Annotated in this window: 13 protein-coding genes; 8 read left to right on the top strand and 5 right to left on the bottom strand. The window is 51.8% G+C overall.

The genetic code is table 11. From position 1 onward, the window contains the following. Positions 1–183 precede the first annotated feature (183 nt). Positions 184–4275 carry a protein kinase gene (locus tag HY774_03455; protein MBI4747514.1) on the top strand — a complete coding sequence of 1364 codons (4092 nt, stop codon included), beginning with the start codon at positions 184–186 and terminating at the stop codon, positions 4273–4275. A gap of 577 nt (positions 4276–4852) precedes the next feature. After that, positions 4853–5224: a DUF805 domain-containing protein gene (locus tag HY774_03460; protein MBI4747515.1), complete on the top strand. Its 372-nt coding sequence runs from the start codon at positions 4853–4855 to the stop codon at positions 5222–5224. A 144-nt stretch (positions 5225–5368) separates the two neighbouring features. Here the strand turns inward: HY774_03460 and HY774_03465 are convergent, their stop codons facing one another. After that, positions 5369–6232, bottom strand: coding sequence for an energy transducer TonB (locus tag HY774_03465; protein ID MBI4747516.1), 864 nt, complete (start codon positions 6230–6232; stop codon positions 5369–5371). Positions 6233–6398: 166 nt separating this feature from the next. Further along, a complete protein-coding gene (locus HY774_03470; protein MBI4747517.1) occupies positions 6399–6824 on the bottom strand; it encodes a DUF1353 domain-containing protein in 426 nt (141 codons plus the stop codon). Between the two features lie 515 nt (positions 6825–7339). On the opposite strand from HY774_03470, the gene HY774_03475 reads away from it, so the two are divergent. Further along, positions 7340–9502, top strand: a complete 2163-nt coding sequence (locus tag HY774_03475; protein ID MBI4747518.1) for an FG-GAP repeat protein — start codon at positions 7340–7342, stop codon at positions 9500–9502. 209 nt (positions 9503–9711) lie between these two features. Further along, on the top strand, positions 9712–10368 hold the full coding sequence (locus tag HY774_03480; GenBank protein ID MBI4747519.1) for an MBL fold metallo-hydrolase: 657 nt from the start codon (positions 9712–9714) through the stop codon (positions 10366–10368). A gap of 28 nt (positions 10369–10396) precedes the next feature. Here HY774_03480 and HY774_03485 read toward each other — a convergent pair whose 3' ends face one another. Next, complete coding sequence (locus tag HY774_03485; protein MBI4747520.1) at positions 10397–12409, bottom strand: hypothetical protein; 2013 nt, start codon at positions 12407–12409, stop codon at positions 10397–10399. A gap of 829 nt (positions 12410–13238) precedes the next feature. Here HY774_03485 and HY774_03490 point away from each other — a divergent pair. Continuing rightward, positions 13239–16346, top strand: coding sequence for a S8 family serine peptidase (locus tag HY774_03490; GenBank protein MBI4747521.1), 3108 nt, complete (start codon positions 13239–13241; stop codon positions 16344–16346). A gap of 215 nt (positions 16347–16561) precedes the next feature. On the opposite strand, the gene murJ is transcribed toward HY774_03490, so the two are convergent. After that, positions 16562–18106 (bottom strand): murein biosynthesis integral membrane protein MurJ, encoded by a 1545-nt coding sequence (murJ, locus tag HY774_03495; GenBank protein ID MBI4747522.1) that lies wholly within the window; start codon positions 18104–18106, stop codon positions 16562–16564. A 465-nt stretch (positions 18107–18571) separates the two neighbouring features. Further along, positions 18572–20056 (bottom strand): HEAT repeat domain-containing protein, encoded by a 1485-nt coding sequence (locus tag HY774_03500; protein ID MBI4747523.1) that lies wholly within the window; start codon positions 20054–20056, stop codon positions 18572–18574. 385 nt (positions 20057–20441) lie between these two features. Between HY774_03500 and HY774_03505 the strand changes: the two genes are divergently transcribed. From HY774_03505 to uvrA, 3 genes are all read left to right on the top strand, one after another. Then, entirely contained in the window at positions 20442–21590 is a 1149-nt protein-coding gene (locus HY774_03505; GenBank protein MBI4747524.1) for an aminomethyl transferase family protein, read from the top strand. A gap of 210 nt (positions 21591–21800) precedes the next feature. After that, positions 21801–22097, top strand: coding sequence for a hypothetical protein (locus tag HY774_03510; protein MBI4747525.1), 297 nt, complete (start codon positions 21801–21803; stop codon positions 22095–22097). Between the two features lie 209 nt (positions 22098–22306). Continuing rightward, positions 22307–25285 carry an excinuclease ABC subunit UvrA gene (uvrA, locus tag HY774_03515; GenBank protein ID MBI4747526.1) on the top strand — a complete coding sequence of 993 codons (2979 nt, stop codon included), beginning with the start codon at positions 22307–22309 and terminating at the stop codon, positions 25283–25285. Positions 25286–25666: the final 381 nt, after the last annotated feature.

Genomic DNA, 25666 nt, shown 5'->3' on the forward strand with positions numbered 1-25666 from the left:
AACAGTTTTAATGGTGCCCCGCTTTCGGCTAAGCTTCACGCCGCTTCACGCAGTTTTCATTGAGTCAATTCTCTCGTACCTCATAACATTCGATTTATCAATAGTTTACAATTCAGAGACTTAAAGGGTGATATGAAACGCTTCAGGTTGTGGTGCCGCAGGTGTGTCGCAGGGCTGATTGTGATGAGCATTGGATGGAGCATTGGACACCGAATTGAGTTCAGTCAGGTCCAGGCCAGTCAGCTTTCCAACCAGGTGACCACGCCAACTGAGTCAAAAGCGTTGCCGATGCGGTCCTCGGTCAATCCGCCGGGCTGGCCAGAAGGTCGGTTGTTTCTGAAAGTTTTCGGCAATGAAGACGGTCTCCGGTCAGGTTATATCAGTTGCCTGACTTTTGATCAGCACGGCTATCTCTGGGCTGGAACTGACGACGGAGCGGCCTTTTATGACGGCCAAACGTGGACGCCAGTCAATATGCCCAACCGGACAATTTCAAACGAAATCTACACTATCTTTGCCGCTCGGGACGGAAGCCTCTGGTTTGGCAGGTCAGATGACGGGTTGAGTCGGCTTCACAATGGGGTTTGGACCACCTATACCCCAAACAATTCAGGAATTCCGAGCCAGGTTGTCAGTTGCTTATATGAAAGCCTGACCCCGGATGGAAAACCCTGCCTCTGGATAGGGACAGATCAAGGACTGGCACGTTTTCTGGACAATCAATGGACTGTTTTCACAACTCAAAATTCAGGGCTGGCAGGTAATAACATCCAGTGTGTATATGAAAGCACACTGCCCGGCAAACCGACCGTGTTATGGGTTGGAACCGAAACCGGGCTTTCGCGAGTTGAGCAGTTTCATGACATAGAGCCAGCACCATCTCCATCAGACACCAGGTCAGGCTGGACCAATTTCACGACTCAAAATTCGAAACTTCCAGGAGATTGGATCACCGGAGTGCTTGAAACGATCACCCCCGATGGACAGTGGAATTTCTGGATTATCACATATTCTGAACTGGTTCTGATCGAACCGGTTTCAGCTCAATCGCCAGCACACATGATGCCCAGCCGTGAGCCAACCGACACCCGCTGGCTGGTATTTACAACTCAAAATATGCTGCTTCCGGGTATGGATGTCCTGTCGGTGACCGAGACGAGGTCAGCCACTGGGAAACGAGTCGTGTGGCTTGGTACTGATCTTGGATTGGTTCGGTTGACCGAAAAGCCAGGCGCCACCGGGATTGACCGATTTATCTGGGATGTCTACACGGTTCACAATTCGAAATTGCCGATTGACGGCGTCAATCAGGTTCTTCAAACACCATCACCAACTGGAAACCCCATGCTCTGGATTGCCACCCGAGGCGGCGGTATTGCCTGTTATCGCGAAGACTGGTGGACGACGTTTGACACCGACTATCCAGGGCTGCCAAATAACTTGATTGACAGCCTGCTTGAAACCAGATCGGCAGCCGGAAACCCGGTTTTATGGGTGGGAACTGACGAAAACGGCCTGGTGCGCTATGAAGCCGGGCAGATGATCAACTTTGATCCGAAAAACTCACCCTTGCCGAGCATTTCAATCACCGCTCTGGTGGAAACAACGTCACCTTCCGGGCGGCCTGCCCTGTGGATAGGCACCAAAAACGGAGAGGTCGTGTTACTTGAAGAACCGCTCCGGGCGGCTCCCGGCGGTCCCAAGGCAGGGGATTTTTCCTGGACGATTTTTGATTCGAAAACGGTCGGCATCCCTGGCGCAGTCAATGATCTGATCGAAGTGAAAACGGCTTCAGGTCAGTCTGTGCTTTGGGCAGCCTGTGATTACGGATTGGCGCGGTACGAGCAAGGAAAATGGCTGATTTTCCGTACCGAAACCATCCAATTTCTACCAACTTCCCCGATGACAATCACCCAAACCAGCCATGGATCAACACCGCCGGTGCTCTGGATTGGAACCTATGGAAGCGGACTCATCCGACTGGAAGAAACCGGCAACCCTCAACTTGAAAAGGAAAAAGCCTACACCTGGACCAGCTTTACCCCGGCGAATTCAAAGCTTCCGAATGGGTTTGTGATGAGCCTTCACCAGACGGTTTCTGCTGCAGGTCATCAGGTTTTGTGGGTTGGAACCTCATATGCCGGGGTCGTCCGATTGGATCTCACCCAGCCTGACACGCCCTGGCTGATCCTCAACGACACCTCAACCCCGGCCATGCCGGACAACACAGTGTATGAAATCCTCGAAGACCCGGCCCACAGAATCTACCTTTTGACCAACAATGGGGTGGCGCAACTGACCGAACGCCAATCCAGTTCTGGAAACGGGCTGGAACATTCGATTTTGACCTTTACCACCGAAGACGGCCTACCGATCAATTCCTGCAATAGCATTGCGGGGATGGTGGATCACCTGGGCCGAATCTGGGTTGGAACCATCAAAGGCATCACCAGGTTTGACCCGGCCAGTAAACTGAAGGACCAGACACCCAAACCACTGCTGATCAGCCAGACCTGGCTCAATGGGCAGCTATTTGGGAATCTGGGGGCACTCTCCGTTCAGCCAGTGTTGGGGCTTGGCGACCAGTCGCTTGATGGCGTCAGCCTGACCTATCACCAAAACAACCTCGTTTTTGAATACCGGCTGGTGAGTTTTTTCAAACCATCGGAAACCAGATACCAGACGCAACTGGTCGGCATTGATGCCGCACCTTCGGAATGGTCGCCAGACACCAAAAAAGAGTATCCGGCACTCGGCGAAGGCCAGTATGTATTTCGAGTGTGGGGCCGGGATGCAGACGGGAATGTGACCGGGCCACGTGAACTTTCATTTATGATCAAACCGGCCCCATGGCGGGCGTGGTGGGCGTATGGACTCTATGTCTTTCTGCTGCTTGGGCTTGGGTATGGCAGCGTGCGCTGGCGAATCAAAACGTTACAGCGGCAAAACCTGCAACTCGAAGAGAAAGTAGCCGCCCGCACTCAGGAACTTTCGGAAAAGAATGACCAACTTGATCACAAAGTGGCCGAACTGGCGCAAAAAAATGAAGAACTGGCCCAGTCCAAAGAAGAATTGATCAAATCGTACCAGCAAGCCGAACAAATTTTCAGTGCCCTGGCCGATGTCCTGCCTGGAACCGAACTGGATCAGAAATACCGCCTCGACAAAAAAATCGGTGCCGGAGGTTTTGGCGCCGTCTATCAAGGCACCCATCTGGCGATGAAACGCCCCGTGGCCGTCAAGGTCTTTCGCCCGGCTGGGGCCAATGCCACCGCTGAGAGCCTGGAACGATTCAAACTAGAGGCGGTTTCGACCTGTCGGGTCAACCATCCCAATGCCGTGGCAGTGCTCGATTCCGGCGTTTCCAAAGGCGGTATCGCCTATCTGGTGATGGAACTCCTGCAGGGTAAATCTCTGCACCAGGTGCTGGCCACTCACCGGGTGCTGTCGCCGCTTCGGTGTGCTGAAATCGTGGTTCCAGTCTGTAATGTTTTGACCAAAGCCCATTCGCTGGGGATTGTCCATCGCGACATCAAGCCGGACAATGTGTTTCTCCATCAGGGCGATGATGGCGAAATCGTCAAAGTGGTTGATTTCGGAATTGCCAAGCTTGTCGGCGACACCGAAGAAATCGAAGTGCCAAACCTGACCGGCACGCATAATTTGATTGGGACGCCGGACTATATGTCTCCAGAACGCCTGAACCATAAAAGCTATGATGGACGGGCGGATGTGTATAGTGTCGGCGTGATGGCCTACCAGATGCTGGTTGGAAAACCACCATTTCATTCGGATTCGGGATTTGTCGGGGTTATTTTGCAACATATGACCAAAAACCCCGATCCGTTGCGCAGTATCAATCCATCCATTCCAGAGGCCGTGGACCGGGCCGTGCTTCGGGCACTTGAAAAGAACCCCGAAACACGCCCAACAGCTCAGGAATTTGCCTGCGAACTGGCTGCGGCAGTGGGCACAACCGTTGAAGCACTTTCGGTAACTCGATTGGAACGCAATCGCCTGGAGACTGATGGAAAAACGGTTATTGGAAACGCTCCATCCACAAAAGAAAATGACGCCCCCACGATGATCGAATCGGACCGCTCAACCACAGCCATTGCTTTTTCAAACCGAACCAAGGTGATGGAATCAGGCCCAGTTTTTGTTGAGGATACCGCCATTGAAACCTTCAGCAATGTGGTGACATTAGGGCCTCCCCAACCATCGCCGGACACAGAAGAAGACCAGGAAAACGCCACAAAAAACGACATCAACTAAGGAATGAAAATTAAATAACTTCATCATTTTTTCACCACAGAGGACACAGAGGAAAATCAATCAACCGAACCCTCTGTGTTCCTCTGTGTCCTCTGTGGTGAGTTTTTGATTTTTTTTAGAGTTTGTTTCAGTTGACCAGGTTATTTTGTGTCCATTCCTAATTACTTTTTATGACATAAGGATGGCATCAAGTCAGTACCACCCGCCTGAGCGGATAGGTTGCCACGGCAAGGAAGTTCCACTTTTGGCAAATGGTTAATCCCAATAATGTCTTTTGAACCTTTTTCTCAACCCGGAAAAAACAAACAACTTGCCAACAATTCTCAAGAAGCGTATATATCCAACTCAAAGATCACTCAATAGCCATTCACATGGCAGCCCTTCCAAAAAAGCTCCTCAAAAAAACAAAATCAGATCGAAACTGGAACTACCTTCACTCTCTCAGGTCAACCGACATTTTTCACGCAAAGCGTGTCTGAATATCCGTGTGGCTACGCAAATTAGCCCTTAGGCGTTCGGCAACACCCCAGCGGTCGCCTATCGCACTCAATCGGGGCAACAAGTGAAGGAGAATGACATGAACTGGTATCTTGCAGCGTTAAAAAAATATGCCGTGTTTAGCGGAAGGGCACGGCGGATGGAATACTGGATGTTCCTGGTGTTTAACGTCGTCATCAGCATTGTACTTGGGGTTGTTGACGGAGTTGCAGGCACGGCGACTGAAACGGGGATAGGTTTGATCAGTAGCGTCTATTCACTGGCCGTCTTGGTCCCAGGTATCGCCGTAACGGTGCGCCGGCTCCATGACACTGATCGCGGTGGCTTGTGGATCCTCATCGCCTTTGTCCCTTGCATCGGCGCGCTGATTCTCCTGTTTTTCATGTTTCAGGCTGGCAAACCAGGCTCGAACCAGTATGGCCCCAACCCGAAAGAATCCGGAGGGTATTAACCTGACAGAGTGAGCTTTCAAATGAAGAATTTGAGAGTTCATGGAAGACCCAGGAAAAAAGAGAACCAGAAGAAAAGCAACGACCAGAAACACTGAGGGGTGGGACCGCTTTGAAGGCGGTATCCACCCCTTTAATGTATGGCTTCAGGTCAAATGAAAGGAATACTCCACCCGTGAACGAAAAGTGAATGGACGACCGCCTTTTTGGGCTGGCCGAAATCGGATATGCCGTGCGGCCTCAACCGCACATTCATCCAGGCCATAGCCGAGTGATTTGACAACCTGGACTTCACCAATCGTTCCATCAGCGCGAAATTCAACCGATAACACCACTTTTCCAGCAATTTTATTTTGCCGGGCGGCTTCGGTGTACCGTGGCTTTGATTGAGAGATAATTTGAGGTCGCGTGTCAGGCGCTGTACTGCCGCCAAACATCAGAACGGCAAGCAATGTGGTGGATTCTTCTTCGCTCAATTGTGGTTCTTTCAGAACCTGGAGTATTTCACTCAAACCTGGTTTGACGATATCTTTTTCGATTGAGCCGGTGTTGTGTTTGAGTCTTGAAAAAACTGAACCAGCAGATGACATTATTTTCCATCGCCCCTGCTTCTTTACAAGCTGGTAAGAACTAAAACCTCCGGGAATCCACTCGGACCAGCCTTTATCGGGAAAATAAACCCGTTGAGCTTGTGAGGAACAATCAACAAACCCTCTCCAGGAAATCCCGTTCAACTGATCAATTTTGGATATTGGCTGAGAGCCTGTCTTCAGCACCATTTCATTGACTTGCCAGTACTTCCCGCCTTCTTTTTCTTTTGTGAACCAGCTTTCTCCATTTTTTGCCCAGCAGGTTTCAAATTCCCGTTGAGCAAATGCCTGAGCTTCCTGATTGAGTTCTTCAGAAGGTTCAACCGATTGTGGCCAACCCATGAAGGGGCTGGCCAGGGCGCAATGGCACCCTGACCAAAACCAACCACCCAAAAGGCCAAGCAAAACCAACCATTTCATAGTTTTCCTCCTTGACTGAAACTCATACCAATTTGGAATGAACATATCGCATTTTTGAAAAGCTAAGTTGCTGATATGAATGTATTTCCCTCAGCCCTTAGCCCAATACCCTCAGCCCGAAATGGTATCAGACTCATCAAATCAGAGCTGTTTTGCTTGATGCTGGCTAGGGAACGCAAATGATCTTCACCTCAGGTTCTGGGACTGGGTGAGCATTTCGCTCACCAAACAACCGCACTCCCTGATACACATACCAGGATCGAAATGACGACATGCCGTCTTCGCGGCAGATATCCCGTAGCAGTTCATCCGCCCGCTGGCGGTATACTTTATAATCCAGTGCTCCAAGTCGCATAAGCTGGTACAGTGCATCGTGAACCAGCGATCCACGCATAAAGTTCCTGGTGTCAATCGTGGGGCCGCTCGGTCCATCCCAGGCATAGTTTTTTTTGATCCCCAATCTTCCCTGGCTTGTTAAACCAACAAAATCAAATATCAAATCCCGTGGTGGAGTAATGTCAGTTTGTATCTCATAGTCTTTAACTAACTGATATTTGTAGGATGTGAGTTCTCGATAGCAAGCTTGCGGCATAATATATTCACCTCAAATCATTCATAATACAGGTGAAACCAATATTTTTTTCTAATTTATTACTACTCTGTAAGAAAAGCAACCTGGGCAGAAGATCCCACAATATGGTGCAGTATCTCTCATTCAATTAGATTTTCTTGCTACCACGAGGCGAGCTGATAGGATGTACTCTGTATTCTTCAGCCGGCTTCTTCAGCCCTGGCCTATTTTCTTCCGCCCTGAACCTGTCTTCTCCAAGTCACAATGAGCCAAAAGACTGATTTTTAGCGCATACGTCAGACAGAAGCCCGTTTTCGAAACTTTGCACTTGAATTCGCTGGCCTGGTTGGTTTTTGATTGCTTCCGCACACATAAAAAGCAGAAAATCACTTGCACCACAGGTTCTCTCACACTTTTCTCACGTGCGCTCCGCACGACTGCAATAAAATTATGAATTATGAGTGGTAAGACTTTGTTCTTCAACAAGATAGCTTTTCATAATTCATAATTTGTATCATTGAGGAGGATTCCACTGTATGCCTGGACACCTGAAGTTCACACGCGTATTGCGTCAGCGGCTTTTTCTTGCCCTGACAGTGCTTTGCACCAGTATTTTTTTCACACCTTCACTCTATGCCCAAAATCCAACGACGATTGATCTGGGCGTGAAAATCCCAGAACTCGGTATCTATGGGGCAGCAGCCAATAATGCAACCGGCAATAGTGTGGCGGTCGGAGACCTCAATGGCGATGGACTCAACGACGTCGTGGTGGGAAGTCCACGTGAACGTGGCCCTGCCGGAGACCCAACCGGACGGCTGGCCTGTGGCGTGGTCCGGGTCTTTTTGGCACCATTTGCAGCCAACGACCAGGTTGATTTAGCCCAACGCCAGGCGCCGGTCACCATCTTTGGCCAGCAAACCGGCGACAACCTCGGGAGCAATCTGTTAATTGCCGATATCAATGCCGACAATCGCCCGGATTTGATTATGCAGGCCGCGAATGCCGACTTTGGCGGCACGAGATCTGATTGTGGAAAAGTCCTGGTCTTGTTTGGCCCAATTAATCCACAAACACGAGACCTGGCAAATGCTCAAACACCGCCGAATGTTCAGTTTATTGGAATTTCGGCTGGCGACCGGGTAGGGAATGCACTCACCGCAGGTGATTTTGACAGCGACGGACGCACTGATCTGATCATCGGCTCACCGTTTTCAACCGTAAACGGAGCGCCACTCGGCGGCGCGATTTTCATCATTTATGGCCGCCCAAGCGCCAGCTTCCCGGCCAGCTATGATTTAACCCAGTTTGCCCAAAACCAGGACGACGCGTTTGGATTCCAAACGGCGGATACGTTGTTTGGCTTTTCAGTTGGCTTCGGTGATGTCAACGGAGACCGCCGGGGTGACATCATTGCCGGTGCGCCACGCTTTGACGGCGCCAATGGGGCCCGGCTCAACAGCGGCGCCGTGGTGGTACTCTTTAACGGCGAATTGCAAAACCCATTTGTCGGCTTTGGAATTGATACCAATGATCTGATGGGAAGCAGTATCTCGGTGGGCGATGTTACAGGTGACAGTCTGGCGGATGTCATTGCCAGCGCACCCGGTGCCTTTAGCCTCAGTAATCAGCGAAGTGGGGCTGGGGAAGTCTACATGTTGCTTGGCGGACGATTTGCTCCGGGCCAAATTCGGGATCTGTTAATCCAGGGCCAGGGACCAGAAGCCACGTTTTTTGGCGCCGCCATTGGTGACCGGCTTGGATTTCCATTTGGAACGGCAGTTGGTGATATCAATGGCGATACCATCAGCGACATTTTGATGGTTGCCAACGGTGGCGACGGGCCAAACAACAGCCGGATTGATGCTGGAAATGTGTATGTGGTGCTCGGGAATGCAAGTCTGGCTGGACCACGTGATCTGGCAACACCGTCAAATTCGAGCGTGATCGTGTATGGTGCCCGCTCACAGGATCAAATTGGGTCTCCGATTGAAACCTCAGCGAGTAACCGAACTGGCAGTACCGTGGTCATTGGGGATATTTCAGGAGATCGCAAAGGGGACCTCATCATTGGATGTCCGTTTTCGGATGGACAAATCGCGGCGCCAAAAACTGATGCAGGCGTGGTGTATGCACTGACCCAATTAAGCGGGCCACCGCCAGTCAATCAGCCACCGGTCATCACTCCGGTCGCCAACCAATCTGTGGTTGAAGGAAAAGCTCTGAGCGTCGCGATTTCAGCGACTGACCCAAATGGTGATACCATTCGGTTTAGCCTGACTGGACCAGCGTTTGTACAGGTGTTTGACAACTTGAACGGCACAGGGACAATCCAGATCATGCCGCCAATCAACACGCCGAAACAAACCTACAGCATCGTTTTGACGGCCACTGACGCTGGCACCCCGGCCCTTAATAGCGCCGTTACTTTTACAGTCACCGTCACTTCAGCCGGACCCGTGATCAATTCGGTGACCTATGACGGCAAGTTTATGACCATCAGCGGCGTCGGGTTGACGCCAAGCCCCACCGTGCGGGTAAATGGCAATGTCCTGGCGACCAAATTCCTCAAGACCATCACGGACCAGCAACTTCGGGTCAAAGGCAAACCAGCGAAATTGAAGCTGCAATCAGGCGATAACCAGATTATCGTGGTGGTCAACGGATTGGAGTCAAATGTTGCTATTTTGAGACTTTAGGGAGTCGGGGGAAAATATCATACCACCAGGGTTCAGGGTTCAGGGTTTAGGGTTTAAAAGACATAAAGGACGAAAAGGACGAAAAGGACATAAATTCGAAACCCTGAACCCCGAACCCTGAACCCGATTTCAGTGGGATTTTATTTTCTTCCGGGTCCCTTAATCCATTCTTCATTCTCAATTCTCAATTCTCAATTCTTCATTGGTTTATGAAAGTTTTTCACGTCACCACCGGTGCGTTTCAGGCGCACACCTTTTTTCTGATGTGCGAACGCACCCGCGAAACATTGCTGATTGATCCGGGACAACATCCCGAACCAATCCTGCAGATGATTCGCACCCATCAACTCAACGTGACCCATCTGGTAGGCACTCACGCCCACCTTGATCATGTCTGGAGCGTCGGTCGGCTGAAGCAAGAAACCGGCGCTCCGTTTTATCTCCACCCAGATGACGAGCCAATTTACCAGAATATGCCCGAATGGGGATTGCTCTTCGGGTTTCAGATTCCAACACCACCACCGATTGATATTTATTTAAAGGATGGCGATGTCTTGAAATTTGGCGACGAGGCACTCCAGGTGCGCCACGTACCGGGTCATTCGCCCGGCCATGTCATGCTCTATAACGCCACCGATGCCTGGGTGGGCGATTGTCTGTTTCAAGGCTCAATTGGTCGAACGGACCTGCCCGGCGGAGATACCCAGACGCTGCTTGATACCATCCATCAACGGATCCTCCCTCTCGGAGACAAGGTCAAAGTCTACCCCGGCCATGGATTGCCCACGACCATTGCCGAAGAACGCCGCAGCAATCCTTTTTTGCGAGGCCATATTGGCCGGTCGGTGTTGTGGCAGGAACAGTGAGAAAACCAGGCCCTCAGCCCTGGTTTTTTCAAAATGAATCAATCGCCATCTGGAGCACATTATCCTGACCGGCCAGCAATGACTGACGGGTCAGTTCGGCTTTGACCTGTGGAACCGTTCCGCGACCTTCAAGCACAATTCCTTTCGGCGTCGTGTAATTTGAAATGACATACATCAGCGAACCGCCCGTCGGCAGAAGTTGATTCAACGCTGGAAGTACCGCTCCCGCCGTTGTTTGGCCAAACACGGTTGCCCGCCCCATATCCTGCATACCGGCGGAAAAAACCTCAGCCGCACTCCCAGTTAATTCATCCACCAGAATCACGACTTTCCCCTGATAGGCAGCTTTTCCCGTGCCTTGAAACGCAGCCGGTTGCGATTGATACCGAAAGGTCATCGTACCCAAGGTGCCGTCGGTGGCGCTCAGCACACTTGCCAGCGCATTGGTCAGTTGCGCGGCGCCCCCCCGATTCCCACGCAAGTCAATGATCAAGCCGGAAGTTGATTGGAATTCAACCAACGCTTTTTGAAACTGCTCAAGCAAGTCCCCAAAGAACAGGTTAAACCGAATATATCCAATCTGCGGCGTCAGCTTGCGGTGTTCAAAGTTGAGAGCCATTCCTGCAGGCTGGGCCTGACGTTCAACCTCGAAGGTACGCGGCTGATCGTGTTCATCCAAAAGTTCGATTTTCACTTTGGTACCGACTCCACCTTGCAGGAATTTGTTGGCGGCTCGAACTCGCTCGACTTCTTCGCGGAGGGCAAATCCGCCGCGCTCGGCTTTAAACTCTTTGAGGAACGTGTCTGGAGTTTTGTTTTCGATTTTTGACACCACATATCCAGGACGGATGCCCTGTTTGGCAGCAGGCGAATCTGGTTTGACTTCTTTGACCACGAGTTGATTGTTCATCCAGCGCACATCAAGCCCAATATTTCCCACGGCTGGCTGGGTTGACCGGGTTTGAAGGCCCTGAACCTGCCCCGGTTCAACGACGCTTAAATGAGAGCGCTTGAGTTCACCGACCATTTGGTTGAGCAGGGTGTGGAACTCTTTGTTCCCTTCCGTAGCCGTCACTTTCGGCAAATACTGATCGTGAATGCCTTTCCAATCCACCCCGCCAAACGTGGCATCCCAATAGGATTCGTTGATGGTCTTCCACACCAGTTCAAACGTCTCAAGCCGTACATGTTCAGGCAAGGTCTTTGCATCTGGAGCAATCGAGGGAAGCGCGGCTTTCGGTGCCACAGCCGGTGCGGTGGCTGATGAAGGACCCGTTGAGGAAACTTCACCCAATTCAAACAGTTTTGAGTCAACCGGAACATTAAATTTGACCTGGGTGATTTTGGTCTTGATCGTCACATGAGGATTGATGGATTTGGTCGAAAACGCCAGAACCCGACCATCAACTGTCCGGTAATCATCAAATTGTTCGGTATTTTTTATGGCATCACCACTGACGATTTGTTTCAGCAGGTAGGTAGCAGCATCAAAATAATATTTGATGGGAATGTCGTGTCCCAAAGGGTCTTTTTCGCTGGTGGTCAGGACGAGGCATTTCACCCCATCGAGGGTTTCATCTGGTTGCCGGGTAAAGCTCAGGTTCTTTTCCCGATATTCATACAGTTCAGGCTGAGGCTGACGGTCAGCCACGGCTTGAGGATCGGAGTTTTCCAAATACCCTTTGAAAAATGGTGCCCGCCGCCAGGATCGTTTTCCGTCAAACCCAGTTTCTTGTGTACCTTGCGCCCCTTCGATCCGGGCAAATCGGCGATGATTTTTTCGGTCTTCGAGGCGATAGACCTTCTGGATATTTCCAAAGACCTCGATTTCGCTGTATCGCTCAACTGATTGAATCGAATTCCAGGCCGTATGGCCACCAATGGCGGCAATATGTTTGTCAAGAATTCTATCAACGTCCCGTGAACTGGTCGTTGACGAATGTTGAGATGGGGAAAATCGAGGAACTGCCTGACAGACACCGATTTCCAGAAAGATCAGAGTAACCGTTACAACGGTCGTAACTCGGCTCAGGATGCTCATTGCAGGAAGTCTCCGTTTTTAACTTGAGAATATGATGTGTGATGGTTCCAGATGTACCTCTGTGCAAAAGGGGGACCACAATCCTGCTTGCGTCCATAACCCTCAATCAAACATTACGGAGTTTTCACCTCAATTCATATAAAGCATTTGAATACAGTTTTTACAGATACAACTCATCATTGAACTAAATCAAAATGCAACCGACTTTCATTGATTGCCAGTTCCCGATATGAGGAAGTGATTCCTTATATCAGGAAAGGATGTGTTGCTGGCTGAAGGAGCAGTTTCTGTGGTTGTCCGGACCCCATTTCCCTGACTGACACCCAGATTTTGCTCTAACCAACGTTTTTCCAGCAATTTCTTTCATTTTTTTGAATTTTTAAGTTCTTCACTCTAAGTAAGTTATCACTTACTTAGATGTTTCCAACGCCTGCCTGCCTTGACCCACTTTCAATCCGTGGTAAGCTTCCCTCCCATTTTTATTTCCTGTCTGCCGGTCTGGCAGTCGTAGCCAATAACCCAATCACACATCCTCAATCAGATATCAGTTCAAGAGAGCCTCCATCTGAAGGAACACGCTCCCCCTGATAATTCCCAGGTATCTGAGATTCATTTCTTGAATGGAGCATAGGGTTTTGCTTGATTGCTTCATATTTTTCTTCTTCCAACTGGACTTCCAGGGGAAGAAAGTACGGCTCCGGCCCGTCTACTTTTAAGTGTGGGGCGCCAAAACATATCTGCCTTGGCGCAGCCGACCAATTCTTGTTGTATTGATTTTTGTTTCCTTTTCACCTCACAGGAAAAGCAATTTTAAGGGAGAGTTTGCCGAATGAAGCGTTTTCTTACACTTCTCAGCCTGGTGCTGTTTGCCATGACCGTCGTGGCCGTGGGCACCGGGAAAATGCAGTCGGGCGCGGTCTATCAAGCCCCGCCAGCATCCCAAACTGCGGTTTCACAACTGGAAGCCGTCCAACCGCAACTTCTTTCAAGTGATTATGTCAGCCTGAGCGACCAGCATAAGGTCATGATCTCGGCTGAAGATTCCGCTTTGTTTGATGAACTCATGGCCTCGGGCAGCGTCAAGCAGGTCCTGGACTATGAGAGTTTTCGCGTCGTCACGGTTGGAACCGATACCGTGAACAGCCTCAAAGGTCGGGCTGAAATTCGTGATGACATGAACGTCATCTCCCTCAACGGCTTTCATCTGGATACCACGAACCCGGAAGCCACACTCGCCACCCTGCCGCCAGCCTTTAGCCGGCAGGCTGATCTGACCAAAGGGGTTCAAACCGGTGCTGAAGCTGGTCTCTATCTGGTCCAGTTTACTGGCCCGATTCAGGATGAGTGGTATACCAAACTGGCAAAGACCGGCGTCCATATCGTGGCTTATACCGGCAACAATGCCTACGTTGTTGACGCCAGTGCCAGTCAAGTCCAGGCCCTGGAAAAATGGAAAGCCAACCACAGCGAAACAGTCCAGTACATCGGCTTTTATGAGCCGGCGTTCCGAGTGTCGCCCACCCTGCGCGATATGTATCAGCGCAATGCCAGCGCGCTGACCGATGTCACGATTCAGGTGGTGGATGGCCCACGAGCAACGGAAACACTCACTGCCCTGCGGCAAATTTCGACTCAAGTGCTGCGCCAGGAAAACAAAGTTCTGGAATATCGCAACATCACGCTCACGGTTCCGACCGACCGGATTGCCGATATCAGCCGGATGGACAGCGTGTTTGCCGTGGCCTATTACACCGCACCGGTGCTGATGGATGAACGGCAAGGTCAGATTCTGGCTGGAAATATCAGTGGGAATGCGGTCGGCGCCCCCGGCTATCTGGCGTGGCTGCAGGCTCGCGGCTTTAGTGGCACCGGGCAGTTTGACTTTACAGTTGATGTCACCGATGACGGAGTTGACCGGGGCAGCAACACCGATGTAAACAACGAATTTAAGGTCAATGGCCAATCCGCCGGCGCCAGCCGCCTGGTGTTTAACAACAACTATACGGGTGATTCACAAGCGGATAGTGGTGGCGGGCACGGCAGCATCAATGCCTCGATCATTTTTGGATACAACAATTCAACCGGAAGCACAGTTGAAGATGCTGGCGGGCACAATTACGGTCTGGGCATTTGCCCGTGGGTGAAAGTTGGAAACACCAAGGTTTTTAGCAATGGCTCTGGCGCTCAGTTTACCCAGGAAGCCACCATACGACTGCGAGCGGCCTATAATGGCGGCGCCCGCATCAGCAACAATAGCTGGGGGTATCGCTTTGCCAACGATTACAACGCGGATTCACAGGAACACGATGTACTCGTCCGTGATGCTGACAATCAGGCAACTGGCAATCAGGAACTGACGATTGTGTTTGCCGCCGGAAACAGCGGTTCCAGCTCCTTCACCGTGTCACCTCCCGGAACAGCCAAAAATATTATCTGCGTCGCCGCCTTTGAAAATGACCGGCAAACCGGAACCGACGGCTGCGGGACGGACAACAGTGGCGCCAACAACGTCAATGATGTGATTGGTTTTTCAGGCCGCGGACCGACTTCGGATGGGCGTGTCAAACCGGACCTCGGTGGACCTGGAACGCACATTCAGGGTGCCGCTTCACGGTCAACCAATTATGACGGCGCCAGTGTGTGCAACAAATACTGGCCAACCGGTCAGACGCTCTATGCCTGGTCATCAGGTACATCGCACTCGGCGCCGGCCATCTGCGGCGTGGCGGCGTTGATTCGGCAGTACTTCATCAATCAGAGCTGGACGATTCCAAGCCCAGCGATGGTCAAAGCCTATATGGCCAATGCCACCCGCTACATGACGGGAACGGGTGCCAACGATACCCTGCCATCCAACAGCCAGGGAATGGGCAGTGCGCATCTGGCAACTTGCTTTGATGGTGTGTCACGGGTGAGAGTGGATCAGACCGAAGTGTTTGGTGCCACTGGACAAACCCGGACCGTCAGTGGAACCGTGGTGGATAATAGCAAACCATTCCGGGTGACTCTGGTCTGGACTGATGCGGCTGGTTCCACGACTGGAAATGCCTGGGTCAATAACCTTGATCTGGAAGTGACCGTCGGTGGACAAACCTATAAAGGCAATGTGTTCTCAGGCCGCAACTCAATTACAGGTGGCACGGCTGACACCAAAAACAACATGGAATCAGTGTTCCTGCCGGCTGGTGTTTCCGGAGCCTTTAGCGTCACGGTCAAAGCCACCAACATTGCCGGCGACGGTGTGCGGAACAATGGCGATACGACCGATCAGGATTATGCGCTGGTCGTCTATAACGGCACCACCGCCGCTCCAACCCCAGATTTCACCATCAGCACCAACCCGACTTCCTCAGGTTCCGTGACCCAGGGAGGCTCAGCCACGACAACTGTAACCGTTGCCCCGACCAACGGGTACACAGGCACAGTCAATCTGTCGGTTTCAGGGTTGCCGGCCAATACCACGGCGAACTTTGTGCCAACCTCAATCACCACTTCCGGCAGCTCAACGCTGACAATTAACACCACGGCATCAACGCCAACCGGAATCTTCACGCTCACAATCACTGGGACGGATGGCGTGTTGACACATACCGCCACCTACACCCTGACGGTTGGTTCAGTGCCAACGGGTGATTTCAGCTTGACGACAACTCCCAAGAGCGGCACCTGGCGGCGCAATGCGGCCTACCGGGTTACAGTCAAAGTAACTCGGACGGGTGGGCATAATGCTGCAATTACCCTGTCACAAACCGCCAATAAAACTGGTCTGTTTACCAACGTGACCTTTAGCCCGAACCCGGTAACAGCAACCAAGACTTCAAGCTCAGCCACCTTCCGGACAGCAGCCAACGCGCCAACGGGAGCTGCCGTCATCACCATTTCTGGAACCGATGGCGTGCGTACCCGCACCGCCACCGTGAACATTAAGGTTCAGTAATGGACAAAAGCGAGTAGCGAGTAGTGAGTAGCGAGTAGCGAGTAGTCAGACCAATTTCTTCTCATTTGAGCCAATCAGAGTTCTTCAATCAGTGATGAGGAACAGCTCACCGGGGAAGACAGCATTTAAACCAATACTGGGTTGACTATTCGCTTTGTCTGACGACTCGCTACTCACGACTCGCTACTCACGACTCGCTTTGTCTCGCTACTTCACTACCTCAAAAACCGTTTGAACCGTCCCAGCAATTTGGTCCGCAGAAAGTCAGCTTCAGGTATTCCCAGCCAGATAGTTCCTCCCAAATACGCCACCCCGTAAATCCCCAAGACCACTCCGGCAAGCACAAACGGTGGAAGCCACATCAACACCGATTTGAGTGCGATTCCCACCCCAGCGGCACCGCCAGCAATAGCCCAGAGGGTCAGCCCAAACCGCCATGGTAAGTGAAAGCCGCCAATCCGTCGCCTGAGAATCCAGCGCAACAACAGATACTCAACCCAACTCGCCACTCCGGACGAGACCGTCAATCCGACGATTCCCCAAAACGGTTTGAGCCCAAGGAATTGAGGGACTTGCAACGCCAGGAGATAGCCAAGGACTGCCGTTATCGCCACCCGGGCAATCGAGCATTTCAACGGAATTTTGGTTTCGTGGAGGGCGTAAAATGTTGAGGAATACAATCGCCCCATCGTCGCCGCCAGCAACCCAATCGTCAGCCCGGCCAGCGTACACCAGACAAGCACGGTATCGCCGCGTTGAAAGCGCCCATTCTGAAACAAGGCACCCACGACCACATCACCCAGAACCCAAAAGGCCACGGCTGACGGAATGACGTAAAACGCCACGTGGCGTAGCGTTGCAATCAGCCGCTGACGGATTTGCTCGGCAATTTCATCGCTGGTGCCGAGCGTGCTCGACATTTCAGGGAGTTCAGCGGCTGAAAACGACATGCCAAACAAACTCACCGGCAACATGTAGACAATCTGGGCATTGGCCAGAACGGCCAGCGCCGTGGGTGAAATGAAACTCGCCAGAATCCGGTCCACATAGGCGCTGATCTGAACCACACCTCGCCCAGCCACAACCGGCAAAAAATTCTGAATCACCTTCCAAACCGGCGCGAACCGCACATCAAAGGATGGCTCGAACCGCTTGAGCAACCCCAGTACTTTTGGAAGTTGCACCAGAAAAATCAGGAAACTGCCAATAGTTGCGCCCCAGGTGGTATAGACCACCAGCATTTCACCCGGTTGATGGCGAAACACCACCAGCGTCACAATCACCGTGGCATTCATCACCACCTGAACACTGTATGACAGGAAAAACTGTCGGTGACTGTTGAGCACTCCCAAACACCAGGCCGACATTACCAAAATGCCTGTTCCAGGAAAAACAATCCGGACCAGTTGAACGGCCAGGTCATAGTGCGCGCCGGTAAAGCCGGGAACAATCAATTTCGTCAAAACTGGCGCCAGCACAATCCCGATGAGCACCAGAAATGACACCATCACTCCAAGCAGTGAGGCCACGGCACCTGCGACTTTGCGGGCATCCACTTCGTTCCCTTCAGCCAACAACCGGGAGTAGACCGGGATGAAGGAGGCTGAAAGCACACCTTCCCCAAGTAAATTCTGCAAAAAGTTGGGAATGGATTGCGCGGCACGAAAAATCCCAGCCACATCGGAATTGCCAAAATAGCGGGCGAAAAACCATTCGCGGGCAAATCCGGAGATGCGACTGAGTAGAATTCCAGCCGCCACCAGAAAAGCTGAGGCCGAAGGACTGTGTGATCGCGAGGTTGTTTTTGAAGCTGAATCAGATGATGAAGACAGATCTGGGGATGGAGAACTCATAAGGAGGGAGTGAAGGAGCGAAAGACGGCACAAAAGCGAGTCGTGAGTAGCGAGTAGCGAGTAGCGAATATAGAATTTCAGATAAAGAAACCACGGAACACACGGAACACACAGAAAATAAATCCAAATTTTTCAATCGTTTCTGAAATTTCCTCAAATAGAAACTCAAGAAATATTTATCTGAAAAGCTATAGTCAGACAAAGCGAGTCGTGAGTAGCGAGTAGCGAGACCAATTTCTTCTCATTTGAGCCAATCAGAGTTCTTCAATCAGTGATGAGGAACAGCTCAACGGGGAAGACAGCATTGAACCAATACTGGGCTGATCATTCACTGTGTCTGACGACTCGCTACTCGCTACTCGCTACTCGCTCTTATGACTGGCCGCCATCTTTGGGGTTGGTACGCCGTGGACGGGATGGAGATTGAGGTTGTGGGAGCGGTGGTTTGACCGGTAACTGGCCTTGCTGATATTGCTCGCGGAGCTTGATGCGCTGGATCGCCAGGTTAGCGGCATTCACAACCCGGGCATTATTATCACGCAACAGGGGTTCAATGACCGGGACGCTTTCGCCGGTGCCGATGACACCGAGGACTTTGAGAATTTTCACGGTGGCGCCAGTGGTCGCAACCCGGACTGGGCCGTGTAAATCAGCCGGACTGAGGACTTCATACAGATATCCGGTCGCCTGATCACCGAGCGTCATGGCTTCAAGTTCCTTGATAATGGCATCCAGATACTCTGGCCGTCCGAGTCGGTAGAGAGCAAATGCCTGGGCGAGCTTGACGCTATTACTGCCCTCTTTGAGACGATTGCGCGAAATGGTCTCCACAAAGCTGGTGTCACCCATCCGCGCCAGTCCTTCATTGGCCCATCGGCGGCGGTCTTCATCACGACGCAGGTTTCCTTCAAAAACATCTTTACTGGCCGGGTCACCGATTTGGGATAAAGCTTCGAGCGTAATTCGTTGACGTTCAGGAACTTGCTTGAAAAAATCGTTAATGTTGGCTTTGAAACCCCGCTTATCTTCACCCAACCGATATACCGTGTTGAGCGGCTCAACGGCTTTGTGGGTCCGCAACAACCCTGCCGTTGCAATTGCCTGTGCTCGAACTTCCCGATCATCGTTGGAAAAGTAGGGGATGGCATATTCGCCATATTCGGTGCGCCCCAATTTGATAAACACCCGAAAGATGTCAATTCGCAGATTTGGGTCCGAATCAAGCGCACCAATCAACGCCAGCGCCTGCGAATCAGCCCGGAGAACACCAAGTGCTCGCACCGCAGCCCGACGCAGGCTGACTTCGGCATCATCACGCATCATCTGGGCCAGGGCTTCGGTCATCCGGGGGTCAACCTGGACATAGGGCTCAACAATGGTTGGGCCGTCGGTATCCAGAAAGGGGTTGAGGACATTCAATCCCTTGCGCTCCGCAAAAACAAATCCGATGTCGCTTTCGATGTAATAGGAAATGAGGGCCCGCACCGCAGCCCGACGCACCTGTGGGGAAAGATCTTTTAAAGTATCAAGAATGGCTGGAATCACCGCTTCGTCTTTAAGACGTCCAAGCGATTCAAGTGCATTGGCCCGCACCTCAGGATCCGTGTCGGTTTGCGCCGCCTGAGCCAGCGCTCCACTGACTTCGCGAAATCGCTTTTCGCCCAATTCCTTGGCTGCCTTTCGGCGAACGACTGGATCTGGATTTTTCAAATTCGCCAGCAGGGATTCCTGACTGGTTTGGGCCTGAATGGAAATGGGGTTGACCACCAGCCAGCCACTCGCGCCGACCAAACAAGCTGTTAACATCAATGCCTGGGAAAATTGCCAGACAGACGTCCGTTGGGAATTGATAGCCATAGATGAATGCCGCCTCCGCCCGTGGTTTGATTGCAACCGATTGAAGAAAATCGAGATGTGTGCCTGACCGTACCAAGTTCAACTCGACCCTGTCAATGTTCACACTTTTGGATTGGAGATTTGTCCAGCCGGGTCTCTCGACTTTTTGGATTCTTTCTCGCGGCCCAGCGTAATGAGCCAGTTGCCTATTCGGCATTTTCAGTCATCACCCGCTCCGGGCATCAAATCTAACCGACTGTAAGGAAATGACTTGGGCGAAAGTCTTGACACACCCGACAAGCTGCGGTTCAATCCCCACTTCTTTGCCTTTTGCAAGCGTCCACCGAAAAGAACAGATCACGTTCTGAAATGCCGGTCTAAAGCTGATCGAACGCCGGAAAGGATTATGATGTCCGTTTCTGAAACAACTGCCGTGGTGAATTCACTGGAGACGATCCACCAAACACTCCAGGCAACAATGACTGAATATGCGTCCAAATCGGTGCCGGCCCACTACGGTGATGTTCAAGCCGAATACCATACTTTGCAGACTGGGGTTGGGTTGATTGATTTAAGCGCCCACGGGCGAATCCAGGTCAGTGGCAAAGAGCGCGTTCAGTTTCTAAATGGACTGGTCAGCAATTACATCAAGCCGTTGCAGCACGGCTTTGGGGTGCCCGCGCTCTTTCTTACAGCCCAGGGAAAAGTGATTGCCGCGTGTCATATTTTCGGTGTGGATGAAACCTTCTGGATTGATTTGGACGCCGCTCTGGCTGAAAAAATCTATAAATCCTTATTTCGCTTTACTTTCGCTGGTGACTTTAAAGTCGAGGATCTCGCCAAAAACTATGGGTTGCTTTCCCTGCAGGGCCCGCTAGCCAGCGCCATGCTGGCGGCTATCACCGGGAGCAACCCAGGTGAATGGCCCATAACCCATCAAGTTGATAAAGTTGGCGGCGGCACGGAAGATATTCCGGTATTGCCGCTGAAGAAGCTCCAACCTGGTGAAACCGAAGCACTTGTGGTCCGGCGGGCACGTGGAACAGTTGACGGATATGATCTCTATATTCGTCGCGAAGCACTGGCTCAAACCTGGAACTGGCTCACCAATCAGGGCACCGCATTTCACCTGCGTCCAGTTGGATGGGAAGCCATGGAACTGGTGCGCGTTGAAGCCGGCCTTCCCCGCTATGGCGTTGATGTGGATGAAAACGTGATTGCCCTCGAAGCCAACCTGGGTTCGGCGGTCAGCTACCATAAGGGATGTTATGTCGGCCAGGAAACCGTTGCCAAAATCCACTGGCGCGGACACGACCAGGTCGCCCGGAGGTTGACTCAGCTTGTCGTTGAAGGCGCGGACTTGCCGCAGCGTGGCAGCCGAATTGTGAAAGGCGAAAAAGAAGTCGGTACGCTCACCAGTGCCATTCGCTCGCCGCGGCTTGGCGGTGCTATTTTGGCGCTTGGGTATGTTCGCTCATCGGTCATTCAGGCTGGCGGAACGCTCACCATCAAAAACGATGACGGCACGGAAGTCAGCGCGGAACTGAAAGCCTGAGGCTGAAGACAGCGGGCTGAGAAAACCAGGGCTTGGGGCTGAGGGCTGAAGACTTCGGGCTGAAGAATTAGTTTTCTTTCATCCCTCATCCCTCATCCCTCATCCCTCATCCCTGGATTGCCCTGAGCCCGCTGTCTTCAGCCCGAGATCTCGTGTCATTCACTTTTCTTTTCATTGGGGATTTTTATGTCGCACCCTGAGCATTCGGAAATGCCTGCACCAATCAACACACAGCCAGACATTGAATGGGCAACGGCTGAAGACGCTTATCACATTATCAACCATCTCCTGACATACGTTCACGCCACCAGTGATCTGATTGCCCTGATGGCAACCGCCCTTGGCGAAGCGCAGGTGAAAAAGCTGGCTGAAACGCATCCGTGGGCTGACTACCTTGCGGCACGGCGTATGTTGGAAAAGATTCAGCCTGAGATTCAAAAATTTTCTCAAACCATGATTGAACTGGCCAAAGACCGACCCGACCGGCCAGATCCCGATGAAGAATAGTGGGTTCCAGGTTTTTGAAAGGATGAGGGATAAAGGATGAGAAATGAAAAGAATTACCTTGTCACCCTGTCATCTTGTCACCTTGCCATCTTCTCAGGGTTCCGGGTTTTCGAAAAATTCACCTGCATCAGCAGGTAGCCTGACTACTCGCTACTCGCTATTTCGCTATTTCGCTATTTCGCTATTTTGCTATTCACGACAAAGATACAATGTCCACTACAGCTCCGTTGACCTCTCCACAACTATCAGCCCAGGCCGAAGATGAAGCGATCCTCATTCGCCGGGCCAGAGTCCACAACCTCAAAAATATCAGCGTTACCATTCCGTTCAACCAGCTCACGGTGGTTACCGGGGTCAGTGGATCCGGGAAATCTTCGCTGGCGTTTGACACGGTTTATGCCGAAGGACAGCGCCGGTATGTCGAATCACTCTCAGCCTATGCGCGACAGTTTCTCGAGCGGATTGATAAACCGGATGTTGATGAAATCACTGGGATTTGCCCGGCAATTGCCGTGCGTCAGAAAAATTCGGCTCGCAACCCACGGTCAACCGTCGCCACCCAAACTGAAATTCATGACTACCTGCGGTTGCTCTATGCCCGTGTGGGGCGCACGTTTTGTTATCAATGTGGAATTGAAGTCAAACGTGATACACCCCAATCAATTGCCGATGCGGTGCTTGAACTGCCTGAAGGCACCCGGTTCTATGTTTTGTTTCCAGCGGCTTCAGGTATGAATTTTATGCCGGAAGTAAATGTGGGAAGTGAAGATGACGGGAGTTTTGATGACCTCGACGACTCGATGATAGATGAATCGCTCACGCCCGATGGAGGTCTGAGACGAAGAGGCAAACCGGTGCGCTCACGCGAGGCGTCAATCACCCCTGAAGATGGTGAGGCTGAGTTGCGCCGGGTCAAAGGGTATCTCATGAGCCTGATGCAGCGTGGGTTCACCCGATTGTACCGCCGTGGAGAGATCTTTGAACTGACAACCCCTGATGTGTTCCCGTTTTCTGATTTTCACGAAACTTCAGTTCTGGTTGACCGCCTGGTGGTGCGACCCGATACGCGCGAACGACTGGTTGATTCCCTGGAAACCGCCTATCGCGAAGGAAATGGTAAAGTTGAGATCCAGACAGTTGGTTCAAACACACAGCAGTTTCGATTTAGCGAAGATTTCGAGTGTAAGACCTGCCACATTGGCTACCCGATGCGTGAGCCGCGGTTGTTTAGTTTCAACAACCCGTATGGCGCCTGCCCAACCTGTCAGGGATTTGGCGATATTGTCGGCCTGAATCTGGATCTGGTGGTCCCAAACCCGAAGTTGACACTTGAAGAGGGGGCAATTGAACCCTGGACTAAATCACAGTTTGAATTTGCCCAGCGTGAACTCCGGACCGTGTGCCAGCGCCATAAAATCCCGATGACAGTGGCGTTTCATCAGCTCAGCCCGGAACATCGAACGCTTTTGTTTGAGGGCACCAACGGCTGGGGCGGCATTCGCGGCTTTTTTGATTCACTGGAGCAACAAAAATACAAAATGCACATCCGGGTGTTCCTGGCCAAGTATCGCAGCTACACCTGTTGCCCGGATTGCCATGGGGGAAGGCTTCGCCCTGAAGCCCGAGCGGTTCGAATTGGTGGAAAACCGATTGTTGACACCCTGGCGATGACGATTGAAGAGGCAGCCGATTTTTTTGAAAATTTATCCCTGACAACAGAAGAACTGGCAATTGCAGACCGAGTTTTGATCGAAATTCGCCATCGGCTGCGATTTTTGAAAGACGTCGGGTTAGAATACCTGACGCTTGACCGGCTCACCTCTTCCCTTTCTGGTGGTGAAGCCCAACGGATTCAACTGGCGACCCATTTGGGATCCTCACTGGTTGGAGCGCTTTATGTGCTGGATGAGCCAAGCATTGGCCTGCACTCACGTGACGGTCAGCGGCTGATCCAGGTCCTGCAGCGGTTGCGTGATATTGGGAATACCGTTCTGGTCGTCGAGCATGATCCTGACATGATGCTGGCGGCGGATTATTTGATTGACATTGGACCTGGAGCGGGTGAGTTTGGTGGCGAAGTCATCTTTCAGGGTTCATTACCAGAATTGTTAAAACACCCAACATCGTTGACCGCCAAATACCTGCGGAAAGAAAACAGCATCAAGAAGCCACAAACTCGACGGACACCTGGAACTCGCAAATTAACGGTTTCCGGTGCCAATGAACATAACCTGAAGAACCTCACGGTTGAAATTCCTTTGGGATTGATGGTGTGTGTCACGGGTGTTTCTGGCTCCGGGAAGTCAACGCTGGTTCATGACGTGCTCTACCGGGGACTGCAGCGGGAAACTGAAAATGGAAAACGTATCCCGACGTTTGAACTTGAGGGTAGGCAATTCATTGATGAAGTTATTTGTGTTGATCAATCCCCAATTGGTCGAACCCCACGCTCAAACCCGGCGACCTATCTCAAGGTCTATGATGGGATTCGGGAACTGTTTGCCGCCACGCGCGAAGCCCAGGGCGCGGGCTGGACGGCCAGTCATTTTTCGTTCAATCTGCCCGGCGGTCGGTGTGAAACCTGTCAGGGAGACGGAACCGTCACGGTTGAAATGCAATTTTTGGCGGACGTGGAATTGATCTGTGACGATTGTCATGGCCAGCGCTTTCGCCCTGAAGTACTGGCCGTCAAGTACCGTGGGAAAAGCATTCACGATGTGCTCAACCTGACGGTCCGCGAAGCAATTAGTTTTTTCTCAAATGTCAAAAAAATCAGTGATCGCCTGAAGGTTCTGGATGAAGTCGGCCTTGGATATTTACGGCTGGGACAATCGGCAACCACTCTTTCCGGGGGTGAAGCCCAACGCATCAAGCTGGCCACTTTTCTGTCACGAACTGGAACAAACCGCATGCTCTACATCTTTGATGAACCCACCACTGGGCTTCATTTTGATGATATCAATAAGCTGCTGTTTGCATTTCGGCGCTTACTTGATCTGGGGGCTTCGCTGGTAATCATCGAGCACAACCTGGATGTGATCAAAGTTGCCGATTGGGTCATTGATCTGGGGCCGGAGGGCGGCCATGCTGGAGGAACCGTCGTTGGGTGCGGCACACCTGAAGAGATTGCCCAGTTACCACACTCCCACACAGGCCGGTTTCTGCGCAAAGTTTTAACGACAGCCTAGAATGAAGAATGAAGAATGAAAAAAGTGGTTAGTGATCGTTAAAAAATAAGTTCCTGGAAGCACGAGTATCCATTCACGTTTCGGCTTTGGGTTTTGCACCTCGAAGAGTTGCCGTTCGGATAGCCGGTCGGTTGCTCGGCTTTGCGAGCTACCACCGGAAAAGGATCAATCTCTCCCTCATTCTCTGCGCTTCGCCCGCGCCCCCGCAGGGGCGCGGGCGAAGCGCAGAACGACAAAGGGTGGCCCTGGTGACCGGTGGTAGGCCCAAAGCGGCCAACCGACCGGCTATCCGAACGGCAGCCCTCCGGGATGCTCAATCCAAATGCTGGTGCCCCAAATGAAAAGGGGAAGTTGTTTTTTTACGCCCCCTTAGTGGTTGGT

This window comes from Acidobacteriota bacterium (genome assembly GCA_016208495.1).
In the GTDB taxonomy this organism is placed as follows: domain Bacteria; phylum Acidobacteriota; class Blastocatellia; order Chloracidobacteriales; family Chloracidobacteriaceae; genus JACQXX01.